The organism is Prauserella sediminis (genome assembly GCF_014195435.1).
Lineage (GTDB): Bacteria > Actinomycetota > Actinomycetes > Mycobacteriales > Pseudonocardiaceae > Prauserella > Prauserella salsuginis.
In genome coordinates this window covers 2887018-2907354 of sequence record NZ_JACIBS010000001.1, presented here as the reverse complement: position 1 = coordinate 2907354, position 20337 = coordinate 2887018, and the positions used below count along the sequence as shown (strand labels likewise).

General features: G+C 70.1%; 15 protein-coding genes and 1 pseudogene. 7 read left to right on the top strand and 9 right to left on the bottom strand.

Going from position 1 to position 20337, the window contains the following annotated elements; translation table 11 throughout:
- Positions 1-306: 306 nt before the first annotated feature.
- The 3 genes and pseudogenes from FB384_RS13225 to FB384_RS13215 form a co-directional block, all read left to right on the top strand.
- Positions 307-1728 carry an MSCRAMM family protein gene (locus FB384_RS13225; RefSeq protein ID WP_183783097.1) on the top strand — a complete coding sequence of 474 codons (1422 nt, stop codon included), beginning with the start codon at positions 307-309 and terminating at the stop codon, positions 1726-1728.
- A gap of 1 nt (position 1729) precedes the next feature.
- Entirely contained in the window at positions 1730-2458 is a 729-nt protein-coding gene (locus FB384_RS13220; RefSeq protein WP_323985223.1) for a class F sortase, read from the top strand.
- A gap of 98 nt (positions 2459-2556) precedes the next feature.
- Positions 2557-3465, top strand: a pseudogene (locus FB384_RS13215) (cell division protein DivIVA); the annotation flags it as partial.
- 434 nt (positions 3466-3899) lie between these two features.
- On the opposite strand, the gene FB384_RS13210 reads toward FB384_RS13215, so the two are convergent.
- The gene (locus tag FB384_RS13210; RefSeq protein WP_228726016.1) at positions 3900-4922 is read right to left on the bottom strand and encodes an ABC transporter substrate-binding protein; all 1023 of its coding nucleotides are present in this window, start codon (positions 4920-4922) and stop codon (positions 3900-3902) included.
- A 122-nt stretch (positions 4923-5044) separates the two neighbouring features.
- Positions 5045-6457 carry a PP2C family protein-serine/threonine phosphatase gene (locus FB384_RS13205; protein WP_258938139.1) on the bottom strand — a complete coding sequence of 471 codons (1413 nt, stop codon included), beginning with the start codon at positions 6455-6457 and terminating at the stop codon, positions 5045-5047.
- Positions 6458-6726: 269 nt separating this feature from the next.
- Here FB384_RS13205 and FB384_RS13200 point away from each other — a divergent pair, with 269 nt between their 5' ends.
- From FB384_RS13200 to FB384_RS13185, 4 genes are all read left to right on the top strand, one after another.
- Positions 6727-7179, top strand: coding sequence for an ATP-binding protein (locus FB384_RS13200; protein ID WP_183783095.1), 453 nt, complete (start codon positions 6727-6729; stop codon positions 7177-7179).
- Positions 7180-7306: 127 nt separating this feature from the next.
- Entirely contained in the window at positions 7307-7681 is a 375-nt protein-coding gene (locus tag FB384_RS13195) for a hypothetical protein (RefSeq protein WP_183783093.1), read from the top strand.
- A 464-nt stretch (positions 7682-8145) separates the two neighbouring features.
- On the top strand, positions 8146-8784 hold the full coding sequence (locus FB384_RS13190; RefSeq protein WP_183783091.1) for an NADPH-dependent FMN reductase: 639 nt from the start codon (positions 8146-8148) through the stop codon (positions 8782-8784).
- Between the two features lie 45 nt (positions 8785-8829).
- A complete protein-coding gene (locus FB384_RS13185; protein ID WP_183783090.1) occupies positions 8830-10479 on the top strand; it encodes an MFS transporter in 1650 nt (549 codons plus the stop codon).
- 99 nt (positions 10480-10578) lie between these two features.
- Here the strand turns inward: FB384_RS13185 and FB384_RS13180 are convergent, their stop codons facing one another.
- The 7 genes from FB384_RS13180 to FB384_RS13150 all read right to left on the bottom strand — a co-directional run bounded on the left by FB384_RS13180 (position 10579) and on the right by FB384_RS13150 (position 19967).
- Positions 10579-13812, bottom strand: a complete 3234-nt coding sequence (locus FB384_RS13180; protein ID WP_183783088.1) for a BTAD domain-containing putative transcriptional regulator — start codon at positions 13810-13812, stop codon at positions 10579-10581.
- Positions 13813-13930: 118 nt separating this feature from the next.
- On the bottom strand, positions 13931-15271 hold the full coding sequence (locus FB384_RS13175) for a cryptochrome/photolyase family protein (RefSeq protein WP_183783087.1): 1341 nt from the start codon (positions 15269-15271) through the stop codon (positions 13931-13933).
- 20 nt (positions 15272-15291) lie between these two features.
- Entirely contained in the window at positions 15292-16041 is a 750-nt protein-coding gene (locus FB384_RS13170; protein ID WP_183783085.1) for an anti-sigma factor, read from the bottom strand.
- Positions 16041-16643: an ECF RNA polymerase sigma factor SigK gene (sigK, locus tag FB384_RS13165; protein WP_183785461.1), complete on the bottom strand. Its 603-nt coding sequence runs from the start codon at positions 16641-16643 to the stop codon at positions 16041-16043. The genes FB384_RS13170 and sigK overlap by 1 nt, the downstream gene beginning before the upstream one ends.
- A gap of 50 nt (positions 16644-16693) precedes the next feature.
- Complete coding sequence (locus FB384_RS13160; RefSeq protein ID WP_183785459.1) at positions 16694-17902, bottom strand: SAM-dependent methyltransferase; 1209 nt, start codon at positions 17900-17902, stop codon at positions 16694-16696.
- Positions 17903-17973: 71 nt separating this feature from the next.
- Positions 17974-18711, bottom strand: coding sequence for a DUF1365 domain-containing protein (locus tag FB384_RS13155; protein ID WP_183783083.1), 738 nt, complete (start codon positions 18709-18711; stop codon positions 17974-17976).
- Entirely contained in the window at positions 18696-19967 is a 1272-nt protein-coding gene (locus FB384_RS13150; protein ID WP_183783081.1) for an NAD(P)/FAD-dependent oxidoreductase, read from the bottom strand. Before FB384_RS13150 ends, FB384_RS13155 begins: the two co-directional genes overlap by 16 nt.
- Between the last annotated feature and the right edge of the window lie 370 nt (positions 19968-20337).

Here is a 20337-nt window from a genome sequence, read left to right as displayed (position 1 = left end):
GCCGGTTGCGCAGCGGGCAGCGAGTATCACGAGCCGTATCCGACCGATTACCGAACGCGTGCCCGCTGTACCGCCCGAGTAGCTGTACCGCGCGAGTAGCTGTACCAACCGAGCAGTCGACCGGGGTCACCTCGACGAGCCCCGACCGGGACGCTCGGCCGCCTCTGGGGGTGTGGTGCACGGCGGGGCGCCTTTGTGACCTTAGGGGGACTTCTCGTGGCGCCTACCCTGCGCCCTTCCCGCAGCCGAGGCTCTGCCGACCCCGCCGGCGCGCAGAGCGCCGCAGGCTCGCTGTTATCGGCCGCCGTGCTTCGCCGCGGCTTCACCCGGCGCGCCGCCGTGGCGGTGCGACTGCTCGTGGCGGTCGCACTCGCCTCGTTCTCGTTGGTCGTCGTCGCTCCCGCGGCCTCGGCCGAAGTGAAGGAGGGCAACGGCCACACCACGACGCCGGGCCAGCCCTACGGCGGACAGGACCGCGAGAGCGACTGGCTCGGCTCCTATGTCGTCGGCGGCAAGCAGGTGTTCTGCGTGCAGTTCGCGCTGAAGGCACCCAATTCGGGCGAGCAGTACCGGCCCGGTGACGAGCTGCTGACCAAGTGGGGCGAGAAGATCCCGGAGGACACGGCCGCGAACATCTCGTACCTGCTGCTGCGCTACGGCGACACGCAGAACGCCGACGAGGCGGCCGCTCTCGCCCACCTGCTGCACTCGTGGACGGCCGCCCCGCGTACGCCCGCCGACCTCGATCGGAACCTGCCGTTCGACCGGATCGCCTACAACGTCGACGGGCAGTTCGCGAAGCTTCCGCAGGGCGCGAAGGACGCGGTGGAACGCCTCCGCGCCGACGCCAACGCGAACCGCGGTCCCTGGACGGCCGAGGTCACCGCTCCGGAACAGGAGCAGACCATCGGCGAGGCGGGCGAATGGTCCGTGTCCGTGACCAATGCCGCAGGTAAGGGCGTGCCGGGTGTTCCGGTGACACTGTCCGCCGAGGGCGCGCAGGTCGGCGGCGAGCGGGCCGACGTGACGACCGGCGAGGACGGCACCGCCACGTTCCCGGTCACGCCGCAGGCCGAGGAGCCTTCGGTGACGGCCACGATGTCGGCCCCTGCCGCACGGCCGTACGTCCAGGACCCGGTCACCGCGAACACCCAGCGAGTGGTCTCGACCGGAGGGGAGCAGGAGCTGACGGCCTCGGCCACGGGCACGGCGAAGAACGCTCCCGGCGGCGTCGAGGTCACGAAGGTCGACGCCGAGTCCGACAAGGGCATCGCGGGCGTCCCACTGCGCATCACCGCAGGCGACAAGGAATCGGCGGCCAAGGGCGACGACGGCAAGCCGCTGGTCGGCGAGGACGGCAAGCCCGCCGTGGTGACGACCGAGGGCGACGGTGGCGCCGCCACGGTCGACGAGCTGAGCGCGCCGCAGCGGATCTGCGTCATCGAGGTCAGCCCGCCGAACGGCTACGCCGACGCGTTCGATCCGGACAATCCACCGTCGGCGTGCGGAAAGGTACAGCCCGGCGGCACGCTCGAGTTGACGATCAGCAACAAGGCCGACCAGGTGCCGACCGTGATCCCCGCCGGTGAACAGGGCCAGCCGATGGCACAGAGTCCGACGACGACGTCGACGCCGACCGGTGCGCTCGTCGGCATGGGCGGACTGGCGCTCGCGGTGGCCGTCGCATCCGGACTCCTGGTGCGTCGCCGGCAGCTGTCCGGGGACTGACGTGGCGAGGCGCGAGCGGGTCTCCGCCTACCTGCTGGGCGCGGCATCGGTACTGGTGGCGCAGGCGTTGGTGGGCGCGGCGGTGTTGATGCCGCCCACCGACGCCGTCGCCGGTACCGCCGAGCCCGCGGCCGAGCGGAAGACCGTGCAACGGCAGCAGACCGGGGCAAAGCAGTCGGAACCGACAACATCGGAAAAACCGGACGACAACGCGACATCCCGTGACGAACCGAAATCGGGCGAGGAACGGGATCGCGACCCCGAACCGGACGTGACGCCCGCGCCGAGCGGTCAACGCCCCGGGACGATCCTGCTGCCGGACGGCGGATCGGCGGCGCTCGTCCGCCACGAGCTCGGCCCCGACGCTGTGCTGCCCGTCCCCGAGAATCTCGGCGAGGCCACGTGGTGGGGCGCAGGGCTCGGCGCCCCGAGTGGTGCCAGCGTCTTCGCGGGGCACGTCAATTGGCAGGGCAGGGAAGGCCCGTTCTCCGAGCTGTGGCAGGTGCGAGTCGGCGAGCGCGTCACCATCGCCGACGACGGCGGGAAGAAGTTCCGCTACGAGGTCTCGCGGATTCTGACGCTGGACAAGGACGAGGTGCCCGCGCGGGCGAGCGAGCTGTTCGGGCAGAGCGGCAGGCACCGCGCCGTACTGGTCACCTGTGGCGGCAACTGGCAGGGCGGCACGACCGGCTACGAGGAGAACCGCGTCGTCATCGCCGAACCCGTCTGAGCGCTCGCGGCGGCGGCCCGTGGCCGGGTCGCCGCCGCGAGACACCGGCCAGGTGTCCTGTCACCACAGCCGGCGCTCGCAAAGGTACGGTCTTGAGTATGGCTTCCGAGCACGACAACCGACTGCTGCCGCTGCGGCGGGAATTCAGCCAGGCGTGGCACGGGTTCGACCGCGCCCAAGTCCTGCAGTACGTCGAGCACCTCGAGGCTCAGGTGCAGCGGATCGTGGCCGACCGCGACAACGCGAACGCCCGGCTCACGACGCTGTCCCGCGAGCTCGAGAACGCCCGCCGCGAGGTGACCCGACTGCAGAACCGGGTCGAGGAGCTGAAGAAGCCGCCGGAGCGGCCCGAGGATCTCGACGAGCGCATGCAGCGTTCCGTCGACCTCGCGAACACGCGGGCCGAGGAGATCGTGGGCCGCGCCGAGGAAGCCGCCACGAAGACGTGGGCCGAGAGCGGCGAGGTCTCGAAGAAGCTGCACGAGCGCTACATGAAGTTGGTCGAGACCCTCGACCAGCACGCGGAGGAGCTGCAGCGCGAGCACACCGATGCGCTGGCGGCCACGAAGGCCGACGTGCAGAAGATGACCTCGGAGGCCGCCGAGCGGCAGGAGCGGCTCGACCGCGAGGCCGAGGAGAAGCGCCGCACCATCGAGCGCGAGTTCGACAAGAAGATGACCGCCGAGAAGGCCGCGCTCGAGAAGCACGTCGCGGACACGAAGGAAGCCAGCAAGAACGCCGCGGAGCGCAGGATCGCCGAAGCGACCACCGAGTCCAAGCGCATGGTGGACGAGGCAACGGCCAAGGCGAAGAAACTCGTCGACGACGCGACCGCGGACGCCGAGCGCCGGACGGCCGAGGCCAACGGGGTCGTCGAACGGCTCACCAAGATCCGCAACGAGGCACGCGCCCGACTCAAGGCGGCGGAGGATGCGCTGCACGCTGGTGAGTCGGCACTGGATCCCGTCGACGACGAGGACACCGAGCTCTCGGAACTGCCCGAGTCGCTGACTGCGCCGTTCGACGCGGCCAAGACCGCCAACGCCGTCCAGCTCTCGCACGCCACCGGGAACGGTGCCGCGGGCGACGCGGCGTCCGGTTCGTCGGACGGTTCCGGGGACGCCGAGGCCACCCGGCCGACGCAGCAGCCCGTGAAGGTCGGTACGAACAACGCGACGTCCGGCGAGGACGCGGCGGGTTCCGGCGACGCGGGCACCGACTCGGACGATGCGGCCGCGGGATCGGAGAAGGCAGCGGACTCATCGGACTCGTCGGACTCGTCCAGCGAGACGACGACTCCGAGCACCCCGGCACAGCGCCCCTCGCCCGGGCCGAAGAACACGTCGTCCCAGTGACGCCGGCGTGCGGCGGCAGCCCGGCGTGACGCCGCAGTCGCCGTCGTGGTGGGCCCACCGCAACCGGGGACCCACCACGAGACGTGTCAGACGACCTTGCGGGCGCCTTCCAGGTTCTCGGCGAGGCGGTTGATCGTGGCGGCCTGCGCGACGTAGTCCATCGCGCTGAACTCCCACGGGTAGACCTGTTTCGCCTCGGCGGCAGGCATGTTCGCGAACGTCGGCTGCTTGAGCATCTCGTCGCCGCTCATCGCGCGCAGTGAGTACAGCACGACGTCGGTGCGGAAATCGGTGATGTTCTCCCACGCCACCTGGCGCCAGTAGTACGTGTCGCCGCCGGGGTCGGGGTACTTCACGCCGAGTTCGGTGTAGCTGCGCAGCGCCGGATCGTCCTCGGCCTTGGCGATGTGGACGCCGTCGGTCTCGTACGCCGCGACGGCCATGACGGTCAGGCCGGACGATGCGGCCTCGCGGAGCCGGTCGCGCGCGGAGTCGTACTCGCGCTTCTTCTCGGTGAGGAGTTTCTGATCGGCGTCGAGCGACTTCGCGAACTGGGTGGTGCGCTCGACGACCTTGTCGGCCGAGCCGGTCATCGACAGCGCCACGATGGGTGCGATCTTCGCGGCGTCCTCCTGCTGCTTGAGGTCCTTGAAGCCGTACAGCGGCTTCTTCGGGTCGACCTTGCCGGAGTCGTCCTCGGGGTAGGCGTGCGTGATGATCAGATCCGGCTTCTGCGCCTCGAGGCGCACCAGGTTGATCTCGCCGTAGGTGGCGCCGACCTCGGTGACCTTCGAGGTGTCCTTGTCGTCGAAGTTCACGTCGGCGTCGAGACCGGTGTAGCCGAAGGACGCGACGGGCACGATGCCGTAGTTCCACAGGGAGGCGATGGCGTCGTTGAGGCCCGCGATGCGGGTCGGCGTGCGGTCGAGGGTGACCTTCTCGCCGCGATCGTCGGTGAACGACCAGCCGCCCGAACCGCCACCGCCGTTCTCGTCGTCCGAGGTGTTGGGGCCGCAGGCGGACAGGAATCCGGTGGCGGCGAGCGCGGCGGCACCGGTGAACAGGCCGCGGCGGGACATCCGGTAGGGACCAGGCAGTGTTCCAGACATGTCGACCAAGATAGGCAAGCCTAAGTTAAAAACCTAGCCTGTGTGATGAACCTCGACACGGCGGCCGGCAGTCACGGACCCGCCCGCGGCCGCGGCGGTGGGCGCCGGCGCACCACGGGCCGTCAGGACGGGCCGAGCCAGCGGCACAACAGCAGGCAGACGTCGTCGTCGTGATCGGTGCCGCCCAGCATCTCGTGCAGCACGTTGTCGGTGCGCTCGTCGACCTTGCCGTCGCCGCACCGCTCGAACGCCGCAGCGAGACGCGCCATCCCGGCATCGATGTCGCTCCTGCGGCGCTCGATGAGGCCGTCGGTGTACAGCGCCACGGACGAGTCCGACGTCAGGGAACGCCGGTGCTCGGGTATCGACGGCGTCAGGTCGATGCCGAGCATCGGACCGTGATCGGCGTCGAGATACACGACGTCGCCGGAGGCGTCCTGCACCAGCGGCGGCGGATGCCCCGCACTCGCCCACCGGATCATTCCGTTGCGCCGCTGCACCTCGACCACGACGGCCGTGGCGTACAGCGAGCCGCGGCCCTCCCGCAGCAGTTCGTGCACGAGCCGCAGCGACGAGGCCGGGCCGTGCCCCTCCAGTGCGTAGGCGCGCAGCGCGTTCTGCAGCTGGCCCATCACGACGGCCGCGTCGAGCCCGTGCCCGGTGACGTCGCCGACGGTGAGCACGACCGTCCCGTCGGAACGGCTGAACGCGTCGTACCAGTCACCGCCTATGTGGACACCGCGGGTCGACGACCGATACCGCGCTGCGATGTCGAACTCGTCCAATTCGGCCAGCGCCGGCAGCATCGCGTACTGCAGCCGCTCCGCGAGCTCGTGCTCCCGCTCGTACTCGTAGGCGTTGCGCAGGCCGAGCGCGGTACGGCCCGCCACGGCGTGCGCGAGCGAGATGTCGTCGGAGGTGAAGCCGCGGTGCCTGCGCTCAAGATCCAACACCCCGAGAGCGTGGCGGCCAGCCAGCAGCGGCACGCTCAGCCTGCTCGATCCGGTACGAACGGACCGTCGTGTGATCAACGCCTGCTGGGCGGTGAGGTCGGGGCGCGCGTCACCCGACGACGGCGTCACGCACCGCAGACCGTCGTCGGTCGAGCGCCACACGCGCGTGATGTCGGCGAGCTGGTGCGACTGGACGAGTGCCGAGATCTGGGAGAGCATCTCGGCACTGTTGAGCGACGTCGCGGAGGCACGGCTGACTTCGTCCAAGAAGGCCGTGCGGTCGATGTCGTCACGCGAGGGCGACCCCACCATGGGCTTGTCGGCCAGCCGCCACCGCAGGTCCCGATCGCGGCTGCCACGGGCAGGGGCGCGCACCTCCTGGGAGGGCAGCTCGGCCTCGCCCAGTTCGCCGGGCACGATGTCGGTCAATGACTCCACGACGTGCCCGACGGGCACCGCGGGGTCCAGACTCTCGAGCACCTCGGCCAGCACCGCCCACGCATCGGCAGGCAGCCGCCCCGCACGCACCGCCCTGGCAAGTTCCGCGCTGAGCGGACCGCTCAGCTCACGCTCGACGCTCACCGGGACTCACCTCCGAACAAGCCGGGCTTCCACTATGCCCGCTGCCAGCGAAGATGTCTCGTCGTAGCCATTGTGGGTGTCACCCATGCAGCGCAATGCGAGAAGTTCGTCCGGGTGCGTGTACCGATCCACGACAGAGGGCACACGGAGGTTGTGAACGATTCCGCGGTCGACGCCCGATCGGCGGAGTCACCGGACACCGGGTGTTCCACCCGCCGGTCGACTCCGCCTCATCCACGGCGAGAACCACCGAGCCGACGGGGCTGACGATGATGATTGAGCAGAGCCGCGTCGCGGCCGACACCCTCGTAGTCGACATCGCACTGGACATGAACCTCAGGGGACCCACCGACGCCCGCCACGCCGTGGACGCCGCGCTCGGCGCGGGCGACGAGTCCTCGCGCGAGAACGTGCTGCTACTGGTCACCGAGCTGGCGACGAACGCCGTCATCCACGGCAGCCCGCCGTGCAGACTGCGCGTGCACGCCAGGTCGGAGCGGCTGCGCATCGAAGTGTCCGACACCGACCCACGGCGTCCCGTCGTGCTGCACCCTGGACCCGACGTCGACCACGGTCGTGGCCTGCTGCTGGTGGCGGCTCTCGCCGACGACTGGGGCGTCGACCAGATCGACCACCACGGCAAGGTCGTGTGGGCGGAGCTGCCGTTCACGCCGCCGACATCGCCCGAACGAGGGGTTTCACATCAGGCGCTCCGGCCCTGAACACCCCGCTCCCTCGGCCGCCCTGCGCCGGAATGAACGGGCTGCGCTGCAGGTGAGCGCCGCGGTACTCAATCGGCGGCGGACACCCGCACCGACATCCTCCGTCGGGTGGACCCACAATGGGTGAATGACGACCTGGGCACGACTCGTACCGGCACTCCTGCTGCCTGCCGTCGTGCTGGCCGGAGCAGGCGCGTGCACGGACGACCCGAACCCCGCACCGACGTCCCGCACGTCCGCGTCCGCGGCACCGCCGTCGGGCTCGGCGCCGCATTCGCAACAGCCGCGGACGTCGCCGGGCGGTCCCTCGGCCCGCGCGGGCGACACCGACACCGGACCCGGTTGCGGGGAGCGGGCCGTCGAGGCGGGCGAGTTCAACCCGGACTGCAAGGAGTACCAGGGGCATCTCGACCCCGGCGGGCGAGGCCGCGGCGACACGGCTGGCGAGGCGCAGCTCGAGTACGCCTGCGAGCAGGGCTACGTCCCGAAGGAGAAGTGCTGAGCTCTCGCCCCGCGTGTCCTGCACTCGGCCCCGCGTGTCCTGCACTCGGCCCCGCGTGTCCTGCACTCGGCCCCGCGTGTCCTGCACTCGGGCTCGCGTGTCCTGCCCCCACTCGTCACTGGCCGTTCGGCCGGCGTTGAATGGGGGCATCCGTTCGCATGTCCTGCACGCGGGACGTCATAGCGTCGCCGGCTCGTAGCCGACAAGCACGGTCCGGTGCGGCCCGTTGACGGCACCCCCAGCACTCGGGTGATTCCACCCCGTCCGGCGACGTCCGCCGCAGCCCGGCGACATGGGTGAGAACCCGGTCGACGCATCCGGCGGACGACACGTATCCGGCGGTCGACACTGCCCCGGCCGGCACCGCGGCGTGGGCCGAAGCCTTTCCGAAACCCTGCCGGAGCCCCTCCCTTCGACGATCGGGATCGACACACCACAGCCCGACCGAAAGGGAGTCGATTCCGATGACCACCACCAGCACGACCGACCAGGACACCGCCGACCGGACGGGCGCCCCCACGCGACTCGCCGTGATCGTGGGCAGCATCCGCGCGGACCGGTTCGGCCCCACCCCGGCGAACTGGATCGCCGACCATGCCCGCAAGCGTGACGCCCTGCAGGTCGACGTCGTCGACCTGGCCGACTACGACCTGCCGGTCGTCCTGGGCGGTAACGACCCCGATGCTCCCCCGCCCGCACCGGTGGCCGCGCTGGGCGAGCGGCTGGCCTCGGCGGACGCCTTCGTCGTGGTCACACCCGTCTACAACCGCGCCTACCCGGCTTCGCTGAAGAACGCCATCGACTGGTTCTACGACGAATGGCAGCTCAAGCCGGTGGGGTTCGTCTCCTACGGCGGCATCACCGGCGGCCTGCAGTCCATCGACGCGCTGCGCGGGGTGTTCACCGAGTTCCACAGCGTTCCGCTCCGTGACTCGATCATGTTCGCCAACTTCTGGGAGGTCTTCGACCACGACGGCCGCCCCGTGAACGCCGAACGCACCGCGGAACTCGCCCGCGGCTTCCTCGATCAGCTGACCTGGTGGGCACAGGCGCTGCGTGACGCCCGCACCGGGCGGCCCTACCCGTTCGCGGCGTCCGAATAGGACCCGACGGCCCGGCTCCGCGCCGCACTCCTGGAGTTGATCTCGATGAGCACGACGACGTCCACGTCGGCACGCCCTACCTGGCGGGCTTGGACCGGCCTGGCCCTGCTCGCCTTGCCCCTGTTCATGATGGCCACGGACTTCACCGTGATGTTCCTGGCCATGCCGGCCGTCACCGCCGACCTCCTGCCTTCGACCACACAGACGCTGTGGATCCTGCACATCGGAGAGTTCGTCGCGGCCGGCTTCGTGATCGCGATGGGCTGGCTCACCGGCCGGATCGGACCACGCACCCTGCTGCTCTTCGCGATCGTGCTCTACGGCACGGCATCGACGCTGGCGGCGTTCGCACCCGACGCCGAGACGCTGCTGACCGCGCGAGTCCTCATCGGACTGGCCGCAGCGGCCGCCTCCCCTGCGGCGATCTCGATGTTGCGTTCGCTGTTCGGCGGCTCCCGGCACTTCGGTATCGCCTTCGCGGTGCTCATGGGGACGTTCTCGGCGGGCAGCGCACTCGGCCCGCCGATGGGTGGCATGCTGCTCGAGCACTTCTGGTGGGGTTCGGTGTTCCTCATCAACGTGCCGGTCGCCGCCGTGGTCCTGCTGGGAGGTCCGTGGGTGTTCCCCAAGGGCGGACGAACCACTGCCGAACGGATCGACATGACCAGCGTGGTGCTGTCCATGGGTGCGGTCATTCTGGTGGTGTTCGGGCTGCAGGAGATCGCCGACCGAGGGCCGGCGGTGCCCTACGTGCTCGCCACCCTGGTCGGCCTCGTGCTCGGCACATGGTTCGTCCGCCGACAACGGCGCCTCGCCAACCCGTTGCTGGATCTCGGCCTCTTCGCCATCCGCACACTTCGCGTGACGGCGATCGCCTTCGTACTGTCCTCAGCGGCTTTCGTAGCGGTGGATTTCCTCCTGTTGCAGTACTTGCAGATCGTGGCCGGGGTGCCGACCGACCGGCTCGGCCTGCTGCTGGCCGCTCCGGGGATCGCCGCCGTCCTCGGTACCGCTGTGACACCGATACTGGCGCGCTGGGTCGAACCGGCACGCCTGATGGCATCGGGGGTGGGTCTGGCGCTGGTCGGAGCGATGGCCGTCATCTGGTCGATCGCCGGCGGCACACAGCAGACCTGGTTGTCCATCACCGGCACCACCGTCGTCTCGCTGGGAGTGACGCCGCTGATGATGCTCGGTGCCCAGCTCATCGTCACCGCCGCGCCGGCCAAGCGCACCGGCTCGGCCGTGGCCGTGCAGGACATCAGTGCGGGGCTGGGTGGCGCGCTGGGCATGGCGTTCATCGGCAGTCTGGCCATGGCCGTGTTCGGCCGGGTGCTGACGGCGGGGGCAGCGGACGGTCTCACCGGAGCGGAACTCGACACCGCCGCACAGAACCCCGGGAGCGCGGTCGCCGTCGCCGGGGACCTCGGCGGCGCCGACGGTCAGGCTCTGCTCACCGCAGCCCATGACGCACTGTCCTGGGGCACGGTCGCCGCCTACGGCACCGCCGTGGTGCTCGGCATCGCCACCATCGTGCTCGTGGTCCGCGGCCTGCGCGGGGCACGGCTGGATACGGCCCCGGACGAGCCGGATGCCAGCACCGACGACACCGCACACCCGGACCGTCCGCGACACGACCCGGCGCCCTCCCCTTCCGCCGCGTCGACGAGCGCAGCTCTCGAACCCACCACGTGAGGAGACCGTCTTGTCCACGAACGAAGGCCCGATCCGGTTGTCGGTGCTGTCACCGTCGGCATCAGCGCAATACTCGTCCTGGCCTTGGGCAGGCGTCCCTCACGGGCGGCCGGCGGAGACGAGCGGGCCGATGACCGCGTCCAGCTGTGAGGCGGGCTCGCACGCTTCTCCTCGGCGGAAGGCGGCAGCAGCGCGTTGCTCGGGGAGTCGTTCGTGGACCCCGGCGCGCACCCGGTCGATGTCCTCGCGTTCCGGGGCCGAGGGCTCGATTCCCACCCGAGTCCGGAGCGCGGCGGCTGCTCCCAGCAGTCCCGCGGCCACCTCTGCCTCGTCACGGAGCAGGTGTATCGCCGCCCCCAGCTCCAAGAGCCGTGCCGTCGCAGGTACGTCGGTAACGGGAACCAGCAACGCGCCCAGGCGGTGGAAGGCGTCCTCCGCCTGGGCCGTGTCCCCCTCGTGGACCGCCAGGAAACCCCGTTCGAAGTGCGTCGCGGAATCGTGGGAGGCCGTCGGCCCGGCGCCGGTCAGCCAGCGATCCAGCAGAATTCGGGCGGTCGCCGGATCTCCGGTGAAGCGTGCGACGTTCGCCTCCGCGAAATCGGCGAACTGCAGGCCGTGTGCATCGGCGATGTCGGATGAGATCGACCTCGCCGCTGCCAAGCGTTCTTCGGCCAGCGTGACGTCGCCGGAGTGCACGGCAGCGACAGCCGTCGCACTCAACCAGTAGGAAGCCTCGACCCGCAGGTCCAGGTCGAGGCAGATGTCGAGTGCACGCTCGGCGGCCGCGGCGGCACGCGCATGCTGGCCGTTCAGTTCGGCGATGCGGTGCTGCACACCGAACACCTGCGACAGACCGTAGCCGTCGCCGACTGCGCGCAGCACCGTTTCCGGGTCGCGACCGTCCGGCAGACCCCACGGCTCGGCACCCCACATGCTCACGGCGAACCAGTCCCGCTGACTCGCCGCCACGGCTACGTCCCACTCGAACCCACGAGCGTGCAGGATCGCGATGGCCTCCTCGATGTGCTTCTCCCCTGCCTCACGCACGCCGACGGCCAGCAGTGACGCACCGGCGAACCACTGCACCTGCGCACGGGCGACATCGTCGTGGAAGAGCCCGAGAGCCTCTTCGACACGGCGTGCCTCCTGCCCCGGCTGTCGATGGACGCTCAGGCACGCCGCGAGCGTGGCCGCCGCTGCGTGGGTGTCGTCCCTAGGGCCCGGGAGAGCGGTCGCCACGGTCAGATCGTGTTCCAAATTGGACTGATGTCCGGCGATCCACTGGTACCAGAAGGTCCGCACGGCCAGTGCCGCGGCGCTACCACCGTCGCCCGCGTTCACGGCTGCATCGAACGCGTGTCGCAACTGGTGACGTTCGGCCTCGAGCTCGGTCAGCCACCGTCGTTGCCGCGGACCGCGCAGATGCCGGTCCGCTTCGCGAGCCAGGTCGAGGTGGTAGCGGAGATGACGGCGGGTGACCGCGGCACGTTCACCCGCTTCGTCGAGCTTCTCCGCGGCGTAGGCGGCGATCGACTCCAACAGCCCGTAACGCATCCCCGTTTCCGCGGGAACGGTGGTGACCATGCTGCGATCGACGAGCCCGGTCAGCAGATCCGCCGTGCTCGCCCGTTCCAGGAGCTGCTCGTCGGGTTCGTCGGCACAGATCGCCTCGGCCGCAGCCAGGCTCACCGTTCCCGGATGGACGGCGAGCCGGCGCAGCACGACCTGCTCGGGCCCGCTGAGCAACGACCAGCTCCAGTCGATCATTCCGCGCAGGGTCTGCTGCCGCCGGGGCATCGCTCGCCCTGGGCGGCGCAGCAGGTTCAGCCGGTCGTTGAGGCGATGCAGCAGCTCCGGCACCGGCAGACCACGAATCCGGCCGGCGGCCAGTTCCAGCGCCAGGGGCAGCCCGTCCAGCCGGCGGCACAGCTCGGCGACGGCATCGAACGCGCCGTCGTCGAGGCTGAAGGTCGGATCACCAGCCCTGGCCCTGGCGACGAACAACTCCATCGCCGTACTGGCGCCGCCGTCTGCGGGTGGCTCGGTGCTCAACGCGGGAACGTCGTAGCGTTGTTCCTCCGGCAGGCCGAGCGGTTCGCGACTGGTCGCCAGCAGCCGCACCCCCGGCACGTGGCGCAGCAACTCGCCGGCGAGGGCCGCGGCCTCGTCGGCCACGTGCTCGCAGTTGTCCAGCACCAGCAGCGCCGACCGCGCTCCGAGTGCTTCCCGCAGTCGCGCGAGCGCGCCCTCGTCCGTGGTCTGGACGGGAAGTTCCAGCGCATCGACCACCAGGGCCGCGATGCGCTCGCCCGAGCCGAACTGCTGCCCGGCCGTCGCGCTCAACTGCGTCAGATCGATGAACCAGACGCCGCGTTCGAAACGTTCCGCCTGCTCCCGGGCCACGTGCAGCGCGAGCCTGGTCTTGCCGACACCGCCGATGCCGGTCAACGTGACCAATCGGGACCGCCCCAGCAACGCCGTCGTCTGCGCGACCTCACGACGGCGTCCGATCAGCGATGTTGTCTCGGCTGGCAGATTGGACCGGCGCGTACCGGATGGTGTGGCCGTTTCCGGCTCCTGCCGCTCGAGCGCCGGTTCCTGTCGCAGAATCCGGCCGTGGAGCTCGCGGATACGCGGCCCCGGATCGACGCCGAGGTCGGTTGCGAGGCGATGGCGCAGCGACTCGAATGTCGCCAGCGCCTCCTGCTGCCGCCCGGCCTGATACAGCGCAAGCATCAACGCGCCGATCAGGCCTTCCCTCATCGCGTAGTCATCGGCGACTCCGCCGGCGTAGCTGATCGCCTCCTCCGGCGCACCCTGCCGAACCAGGGTCTCCACCACCATCTCCACCGCGTCGCCCCGGAGCTCCTTCAACTGCGCGACCGTCGGGGCCAGCCAGACCTCCTCCGCGACGTCGCCGTACGGCTCACCGCGCCACAGTCCCACCGCTTCGGTGAGGACCTCGACCCGCCGCCGGGAGTGCTGCATGCGCCGCGCGTGTTCGATCGCGTCCCTGAACCGGGCAGCGTCGGTGATCTCGGAGTTGCCCGTGAGGCGATAGCCTCCTGCCTGGTGCGTCAGCAGGTCGCGGGCACCGGGCTTCGCCTCGTCCAGCACGGTGCGAAGCCGGGACAGTTTGGCGCGCAGCACCTTCCTGGGGTTCGCCGGGAGCGTGTCGCTCCACAGCCGGTCGATCAGCGCATCGGCCGACACCGGCTCGCCGTTCGCAGCGACGAGCGACGCCAACAGCAGCCGCAGCTGACGTTCGGGCACGTCGACCGGATCTCGCGCGTCGGTGACGAGCCGAACCGGGCCGAGCACCTCGATCCGCATGCTCACCACTCTAGAGGGCACCCCCGGTCGAACCGGGCCAACAACGGCCCCGCAGATCGCGACGGCTGCGCACAGACACTGCCCGCCGTGGTCGCCGATCCGGCGGGACGTCCGCCTCTCAGGCGTTCCGGGCGGACAGGAAACGCTGCCTGCCGTCCGCGAGGTCGACGACCGGGTCCGGGTAGGTCAGCGCCCTGCGTTCGGGTACGGGCAGGTTCCACGGTTCATGCACCGCAGCGCCCGGAATGCGATGCAACTCCGGGACGTACCGACGCACGTAGTCGCCCGACGGGTCATACCGAATCGCCTGCCGCAGCGGGTTCAGCACCCGGTTCGGGCGGGTATCGGCCCCCGTGCCCGCTACCCATTGCCAGTTGAGCTGGTTGTTGGCCACGTCGGCGTCGACCAGATGCTGCTGGAAGTGCCGTGCTCCTGCCCGCCAGTCCACATACAGGGTCTTGGTCAGAAAGCTCGCCGTGATCATGCGGGCACGATTGTGCATCCAGCCTTCCCTGAGCAACTGGCGCATCCCGGCGTCGACGATCGGATAGCCAGTGCGGCCTTCCCGCCACGCGGCCAGTTCCTCGGGTGCATCACGCCACCGGTCACCGCGGGGCCGGTAGTCCTCACGCGCGGTACGTGGCCGGGCGGCCAACATCTGGTGGTGGAAGTCCCGCCAGGCGAGCTGTCTGCCGAACTCCCGCGCTCCCTGCGAGTCCCGACCCACCCGGTACAACACCTCCACCGGCGAGAGCGTGCCGAAGTGCAGGTGTGGGGAAAGCCGGGACGTGCGGTCGCCCGCCAGGTCGTCACGCCCGTCGGCATAGCCGGCCACCGGACCGTCCACCCACTCGGACAGCAACGCGCGGCCGGTTCGCTCCCCGCCCTCGGCGAGCTCCGGAGCGGGCAGCCCTTCCCCGGACGCGACGTCGTGGAATCCCGCCGATTCGACCTCCGGAATCGTGATCCGGGACGGCGGCGGCAGCGGAATCCGGCTCGCCGCGGTCTGCCACCGCCGCAGATACGGTGTGAAGACGGCGAAGTGATCACCTCCACCGGTGGGCGTGAGGGAGCCGGGCGCCGCGGCGGTGGTGACCGTTTCGTGGACGTGTACGCCGACGCCGGGTATCGCCTCCAGTCGGCCCTGCCTGCGCTGGGCGTAACCGCTGACATCCGCCGAGACGTGCACATCTGACACCCCGTGCTCGGCGATCAGCCGCGACACCTCCGTGACGGGGTCGCCGTGCCGCACGATCAGCGCCCCGCCCAGGTCCCGAAGCGCATCGTCCAGGTCGGTCAGGCATCGGAGGAGAAACGCCGCGCGGTTCGGCGGCGTGGGCAGCTTCGGGTCGAGCACGAACAACGGCACGACCCTGTCGGCCCCGGCCACAGCGGCATACAGCATCGGGTTGTCGCTGACGCGCAGATCTCGGGTGAACAGCGCGATCGAGGTCCGCATCGTAGGAAGACCCTTCCGGTTCAGGCGCGCAGGGACAGCAACATGAACGGGTCGGTGGTCGGCTGTGGCGACCCGCCCGTGGGTTCGGTCGTCACACCGAGCTTCGCGGTACCGCCGGGCATGTCCGCCGTGACCGGCACGTCGCCGTCGGTCAGCACACCCATCGAGGTCGCTCCCTGCTCGTCGATGGCCCAGAGCTGGTGCACCTTGTCCTCGGGGGCGGCGGGCATGTGCTCGCTCATGAACACGGCTTTGCCGAGGTCGGCCGACACGATCACGGTCGCCACCGCACCTCCCTCGGACGCGTGGATGAGCCGGGCGTCCGGGGCGTGCAGCACGCGAGCCATCTCGGCACCACGCGTACCCGCCTGCTCGATCCGCTCCCGTGCCTGGTCGAGTTCCTGTTGCGACTGCCATGCGGCGACACCGAACACGGCTGCCAGTCCGATCCCGATCACCGACGCAGCCACCGCCAGCCGCGTCCCCCACCGGGACGCCGCCCGCCGTTTCCGCCTGCCGATCGGCACCGGTTCGGCCATCGGCGGTTCCTGCCGGGTGTGTGCGATCTCGTGCAGTACCCGGCCCTTGAGTTGCGCGGGCGGTTCCTCGGCGGCGGCGACGCCGAGCAGGCCCGCGGTCTCCCGCAACTCGCGCACTTCCTGCGCGCACTCCTCGCATTCGGCGAGATGGTGTTCGAACTCGGCGCGTTCCGGTCCGGTGAGCGCATCCACCGCGTAGGCACCCGTGAGGCTCGACATGTCGTTGTTCATCAGCCCACCCCCAGGCAATCGCGCAGGCGGATCAGCGCGTCCCGTAGGCGGGTCTTCACCGTGGCCATCGGCGATCCCACCAGCTCGGCCGCCTCTCGGTAGGTGTAGCCGCGGTAGTAGGTCAGCAGCACGGATTCCCGCTGCAGTTCGGTCAACGTGGACATACACCGGCGCACCTGGAGCTGTTCCAGGCGACCGAGCACAGACTCACTCACCTCGTCGAATGCCCGGGCACCGGACCGGGAACCCACCTTGGCCTCGCGGTCGGCCGCAGACTGTTCGGATCGCACCCGGTCCACCGCGCGACGATGTGCGAGGGTCAGCACCCAGGTCATCGCACTGCCCTTGTCGGGGCGATAGTGCGTCGCGGTGCGCCACACCTCGACGAGCACCTCCTGGGTGACCTCCTCGGACTGCGCGGCGTTCCGGAGCAGGCGCCGCACGAGCCCGAAAACCGGCCTGGCGATCACCTCGTAGAGCTGGTCGAACGCCGCCTCGTCGCCCTTGGCGACCTCGGCCAGCAGGGCGCGCGCGTCCGGGGCCGGCTGCGGGTCGGCCGACCAGCCCGGCGGCCGCTCGGCGCGTTGCGGCTCCTCGTCCACACCGATCAACTCCCATCTCCGCGACGTCTGTCACGCCGCTCGAACATTCTTCAGCGACGTGCGGCCTTGTGCAGGCCGAACTGCCAGACGTCGAGGTAACCGGAGCGGAAGCCCGCCTCGCTGTATGCGAGGTAGAACTCCCACACCCGCGGCAGCGCTTCGCCCAGCTCGAGCTCGGCGACGTCGGCGTGCCGCTCGGCGAGCCGCTCCCGCCAGCACCGCAGGGTCTCCGCGTAGCCGGGCCCGAAGCAGCGCCGCTCGGCCAGGGTCATACCGGTGTTCACCTCGACATTGCGTTCCACAACCCGCACCGAGGGCAGCAGCCCGCCCGGAAAGACGTACTTGTGGATCCAGGTGTATGAGTCGCGAGTTGCCAGCAACCGATCATGCGGCATCGTGATCGCCTGGACGCTCGCCCGGCCGCCGTCAGCCAGCAGCCGGTCCAGCGTGGCGAAGTAGGACGGCCAGTACTCCCAGCCGACCGCCTCGATCATTTCGATGCTGACCACGGCGTCGTAGCGGCCGTCGACCTCCCGGTAGTCGCGGAGCTGCACATCGACGACGTCGCCCAATCCAGCGGCCCGCACCCTCTCGACGGCGAGTCTCCGCTGCTGCTCCGACAACGTGATGGTCGTGACCCTGGCACCGCGGCGCGCAGCGCGCATCGCCAGGGACCCCCACCCGGTGCCGATCTCCAGCATCCTCGTGCCCGCCCGGACTCCCGCCAGATCGAGCATCGAGTCGAGTTTTGACAGCTGTGCGGCTTCGAGGTCGCCGCCGGGCTCGAGGGGTGCACCCGAGTAGGTCATCGTCTCGTCGAGGAAGCCGGCGAAGAACTCGTTGGACAAATCGTAATGGCGGTGAATGTTGCTGCGTGCGCCGGAAACGGTGTTGCGCTCGGACTCCGGCCGCGTGGCGTCCACCCAACGCCGCAGGACCTGCAACGGCGCCGGGACCAGGCTGGGCAACTGCGCCGCGAACCGGGTCAGCAGCTCGGTGAGTTCGGGACTCGACCAGTCCCCGGCGAGATACGCCTCCCCGAAACCGATCTTGCCGTCCACTCCGAGGCGATGGAAGAACTCCGTCGGCCGCTCGATGCGCATCAGGGGCGCCGCGGGACCGCCTGCGCCGAGCCGCTCCCCGCCCGCGAGTGCGATGCGGACCGGCAGCCTGCGGACCGCGTGCCGGAAGAGCCTGCCGGCCGCGGCGGCACGCAACGGCGCGTGCGGTGCACAGGGAACGTCCTGCCACGGCGACATCGGTCGCGCGGCAACCGTGTCGGAGGAAACCTCATGGAATCCAGCGTTGTGGGGTCCGGCGTCGGTGGTACTCATCGGTTCTCCTGACGGCGCCGTGGACGGCGCGGGGTGATCGGAACTCTCCGCAGCCACAGCGCCACGCCGTGGCGACGGATCGATGTGGAAACCCGTTGCGGCACAAGCGGTCTGCGCAGCAGCATGCTCACCAGTACACGTTCGGTCGCGGGGCTGCGGGTCCCGGTCATGGTGGCGCTGAGCAACCGTTTCCCCGCGTCGCCCAGCTCGATCCGAATCGCCAGCCGCTCGCCCGGCCGCGGCAGCCGCATGCGATAGCGGCCGTGATCGGGCAGAAACGGTGACACGTAGAGCTGTTTGTCCGCCTCGGCGCGGCCGTCCGGGTCCGGCGACAGCAAATAGCGATGCCGCTGCCCGTAGGTGTTGTGCACCTCCGCGACCACGCAGGCCTGCTCGCCGTCGGGGAAATGGCACCAGTAGACCGTGATCGGGTTGAACACGTGACCCAGCACCCTGGCGTGCGCGAGCATCAGCACCCGGCCGCCCTCCAGGTGCACGCCGTGAGCGGCGAGCCACCGATCGAGGTCGCGGCGGATCGGTTCGCCTTTCGTTCCGAGGTGGTCGCGCGCGTCGAAGCCGGCGAACGGGCGCAACCACCACGGCAGCCGCGGCAGCCGGTCCAGGTCGACGAGCCAGACGTAGAGGTGGTGGCGGAACGAACGGACTAGGCCGGTATGGCGGGTGTGCGTCACCACGGCGTCGTAGAGCGCGGGCGCGGTCACGGCGAACCCCATCCCGCACCGAGGTTCTCGGCGACCCGTACCCCGGAGGCGCAGCCATCCTCGTGGAATCCCCAGCCGTGGTACGCACCTGCGAAGCTGACGCGATCGTCGCCGAGTTCGTGAAGTCTGCGCTGCGCGGCGACGGAATCACGGGTGTAGATCGGATGTCGATAGGTCGGTGCGGCGATGACCGTCCGCGGGTCGACCCGCCCGACATCGCCGAGCGTGACGATGTAGTCCTCGGGCTCGGCGAGCTGCATCAGCCTGTTCATGTCATAGCTGACCCGGACCTCGTCCGTCCCCGCCGCACACGAAGGTTTCCAGTAGTTCCACGACGCCCGCGCACGCCGGGACGACGGCACCAGTCGCGCGTCGGTGTGCAGCACGGCCTGGTTCTGCGAGTACTCGAACGCACCGAGCACCTCCCGTTCGGCAGGCGTCGGTGCCGCGAGCATGGCCAGCGCGTCGTCGGCATGGGTGGCGATCACCGCGTGGGCGACCTCGTGTACCCGATCGCTCCCGTCGCGCACGTCGACTCCGCGCGCGGACCGCCGCACCGAGCGCACCGGTGTGGCCACTCGCACCGCCGGGAGCTGCTTGCCGATGCGATCGACGTAACTCCGCGAACCACCGACGACGGTGCGCCAGGCGGGCGACCCGCCGACCGACAGCATGCCGTGGTTGCGCAGGAACTCGAACAGGTAGCGGGCCGGGTACCGCAGGCTGGTGTCCGGCCCGGCCGACCACACCGCGGACACCAGCGGAACCGCGAAATGGTCGACGAAGTAGCGCGAGTAGCGGCCGTCGGCGAGGAAGGTGCCGAGTGTCGGGTGGTCATCAGCGCCCACGTCCAGCAGCTCGTTCGCGCTCCGGTGGAACCTGCGTACCTGCGCGAGCAGCCGTAGGTAAGCCGGGCGAGCCAGGTTCGATGGCTCCGCGAACAGCCCGTCGAAACCCTTCGCGCCGGCATACGTCAGTCCGCATTCGACGCAGCTGACGCTCATCGACATCTCCGTGCACTGCGTGGACACCCCGAGCTCGTCGAACAGGCGCGTCAGATTGGGGTAGGTGCGATCGTTGTGCACGATGAATCCGCTGTCCACCGCGATCGCCCTGCCACCGGCCGCGACGACGTCGTGCGTTTGGGCGTGGCCGCCGAGCCGATCGTCGGCGTCGAACAGCACTACTCGGTAACGACGGCTCAGCAGATAGGCGGCGGTCAGCCCGGACACCCCGGCACCGATCACGGCCACGGTCGGTTCGGTCATGCCGCCCTCCAGTTCCTCGTCCGGAACGGAACACGACCGCACGACCGGTCACCGTGGGCCGGGGACGCAGCAACACCGGGCGGTGGAGCCGTGCCGTCGGGCGCTGCCCGGGACTCCGGTTCAGCGATGTGCATGCCCGTCATTCGGAGCCGCTCCGCGAAGCGATTGCCGATGTGACGACGCGCACATATACGCGGGCGATCCGCCACGACCCCGGCTCCGAATGCTCGATATGGGCATTGCGACAGCCGACATCGCGATCGGGGAGACGCCGCCCGCCTACTCGAGGGCGAGGTCTCCCGGGCGCGGCGTCCGGCGGGTGGGGCAGTCGTCTCCGGGCAGTACAGGCCGGGCGTAGACCGGATGCCCG

Excerpts from the sequence above, each read along its gene's own strand:
- FB384_RS13150 (WP_183783081.1), bottom strand. The coding sequence starts at position 19,967 with ATGACCGAACCGACCGTGGCCGTGATCGGTGCCGGGGTGTCCGGGCTG.
- FB384_RS13160 (WP_183785459.1), bottom strand. The coding sequence starts at position 17,902 with ATGTCGCCGTGGCAGGACGTTCCCTGTGCACCGCACGCGCCGTTGCGT.
- FB384_RS13200 (WP_183783095.1), top strand. The coding sequence starts at position 6,727 with ATGATGATTGAGCAGAGCCGCGTCGCGGCCGACACCCTCGTAGTCGAC.
- FB384_RS13170 (WP_183783085.1), bottom strand. The coding sequence starts at position 16,041 with ATGAACAACGACATGTCGAGCCTCACGGGTGCCTACGCGGTGGATGCG.
- FB384_RS13175 (WP_183783087.1), bottom strand. The coding sequence starts at position 15,271 with ATGCGGACCTCGATCGCGCTGTTCACCCGAGATCTGCGCGTCAGCGAC.
- FB384_RS13155 (WP_183783083.1), bottom strand. The coding sequence starts at position 18,711 with ATGGGGTTCGCCGTGACCGCGCCCGCGCTCTACGACGCCGTGGTGACG.
- FB384_RS13210 (WP_228726016.1), bottom strand. The coding sequence starts at position 4,922 with ATGTCTGGAACACTGCCTGGTCCCTACCGGATGTCCCGCCGCGGCCTG.
- FB384_RS13180 (WP_183783088.1), bottom strand. The coding sequence starts at position 13,812 with ATGCGGATCGAGGTGCTCGGCCCGGTTCGGCTCGTCACCGACGCGCGA.
- FB384_RS13185 (WP_183783090.1), top strand. The coding sequence starts at position 8,830 with ATGAGCACGACGACGTCCACGTCGGCACGCCCTACCTGGCGGGCTTGG.
- FB384_RS13195 (WP_183783093.1), top strand. The coding sequence starts at position 7,307 with ATGACGACCTGGGCACGACTCGTACCGGCACTCCTGCTGCCTGCCGTC.
- FB384_RS13190 (WP_183783091.1), top strand. The coding sequence starts at position 8,146 with ATGACCACCACCAGCACGACCGACCAGGACACCGCCGACCGGACGGGC.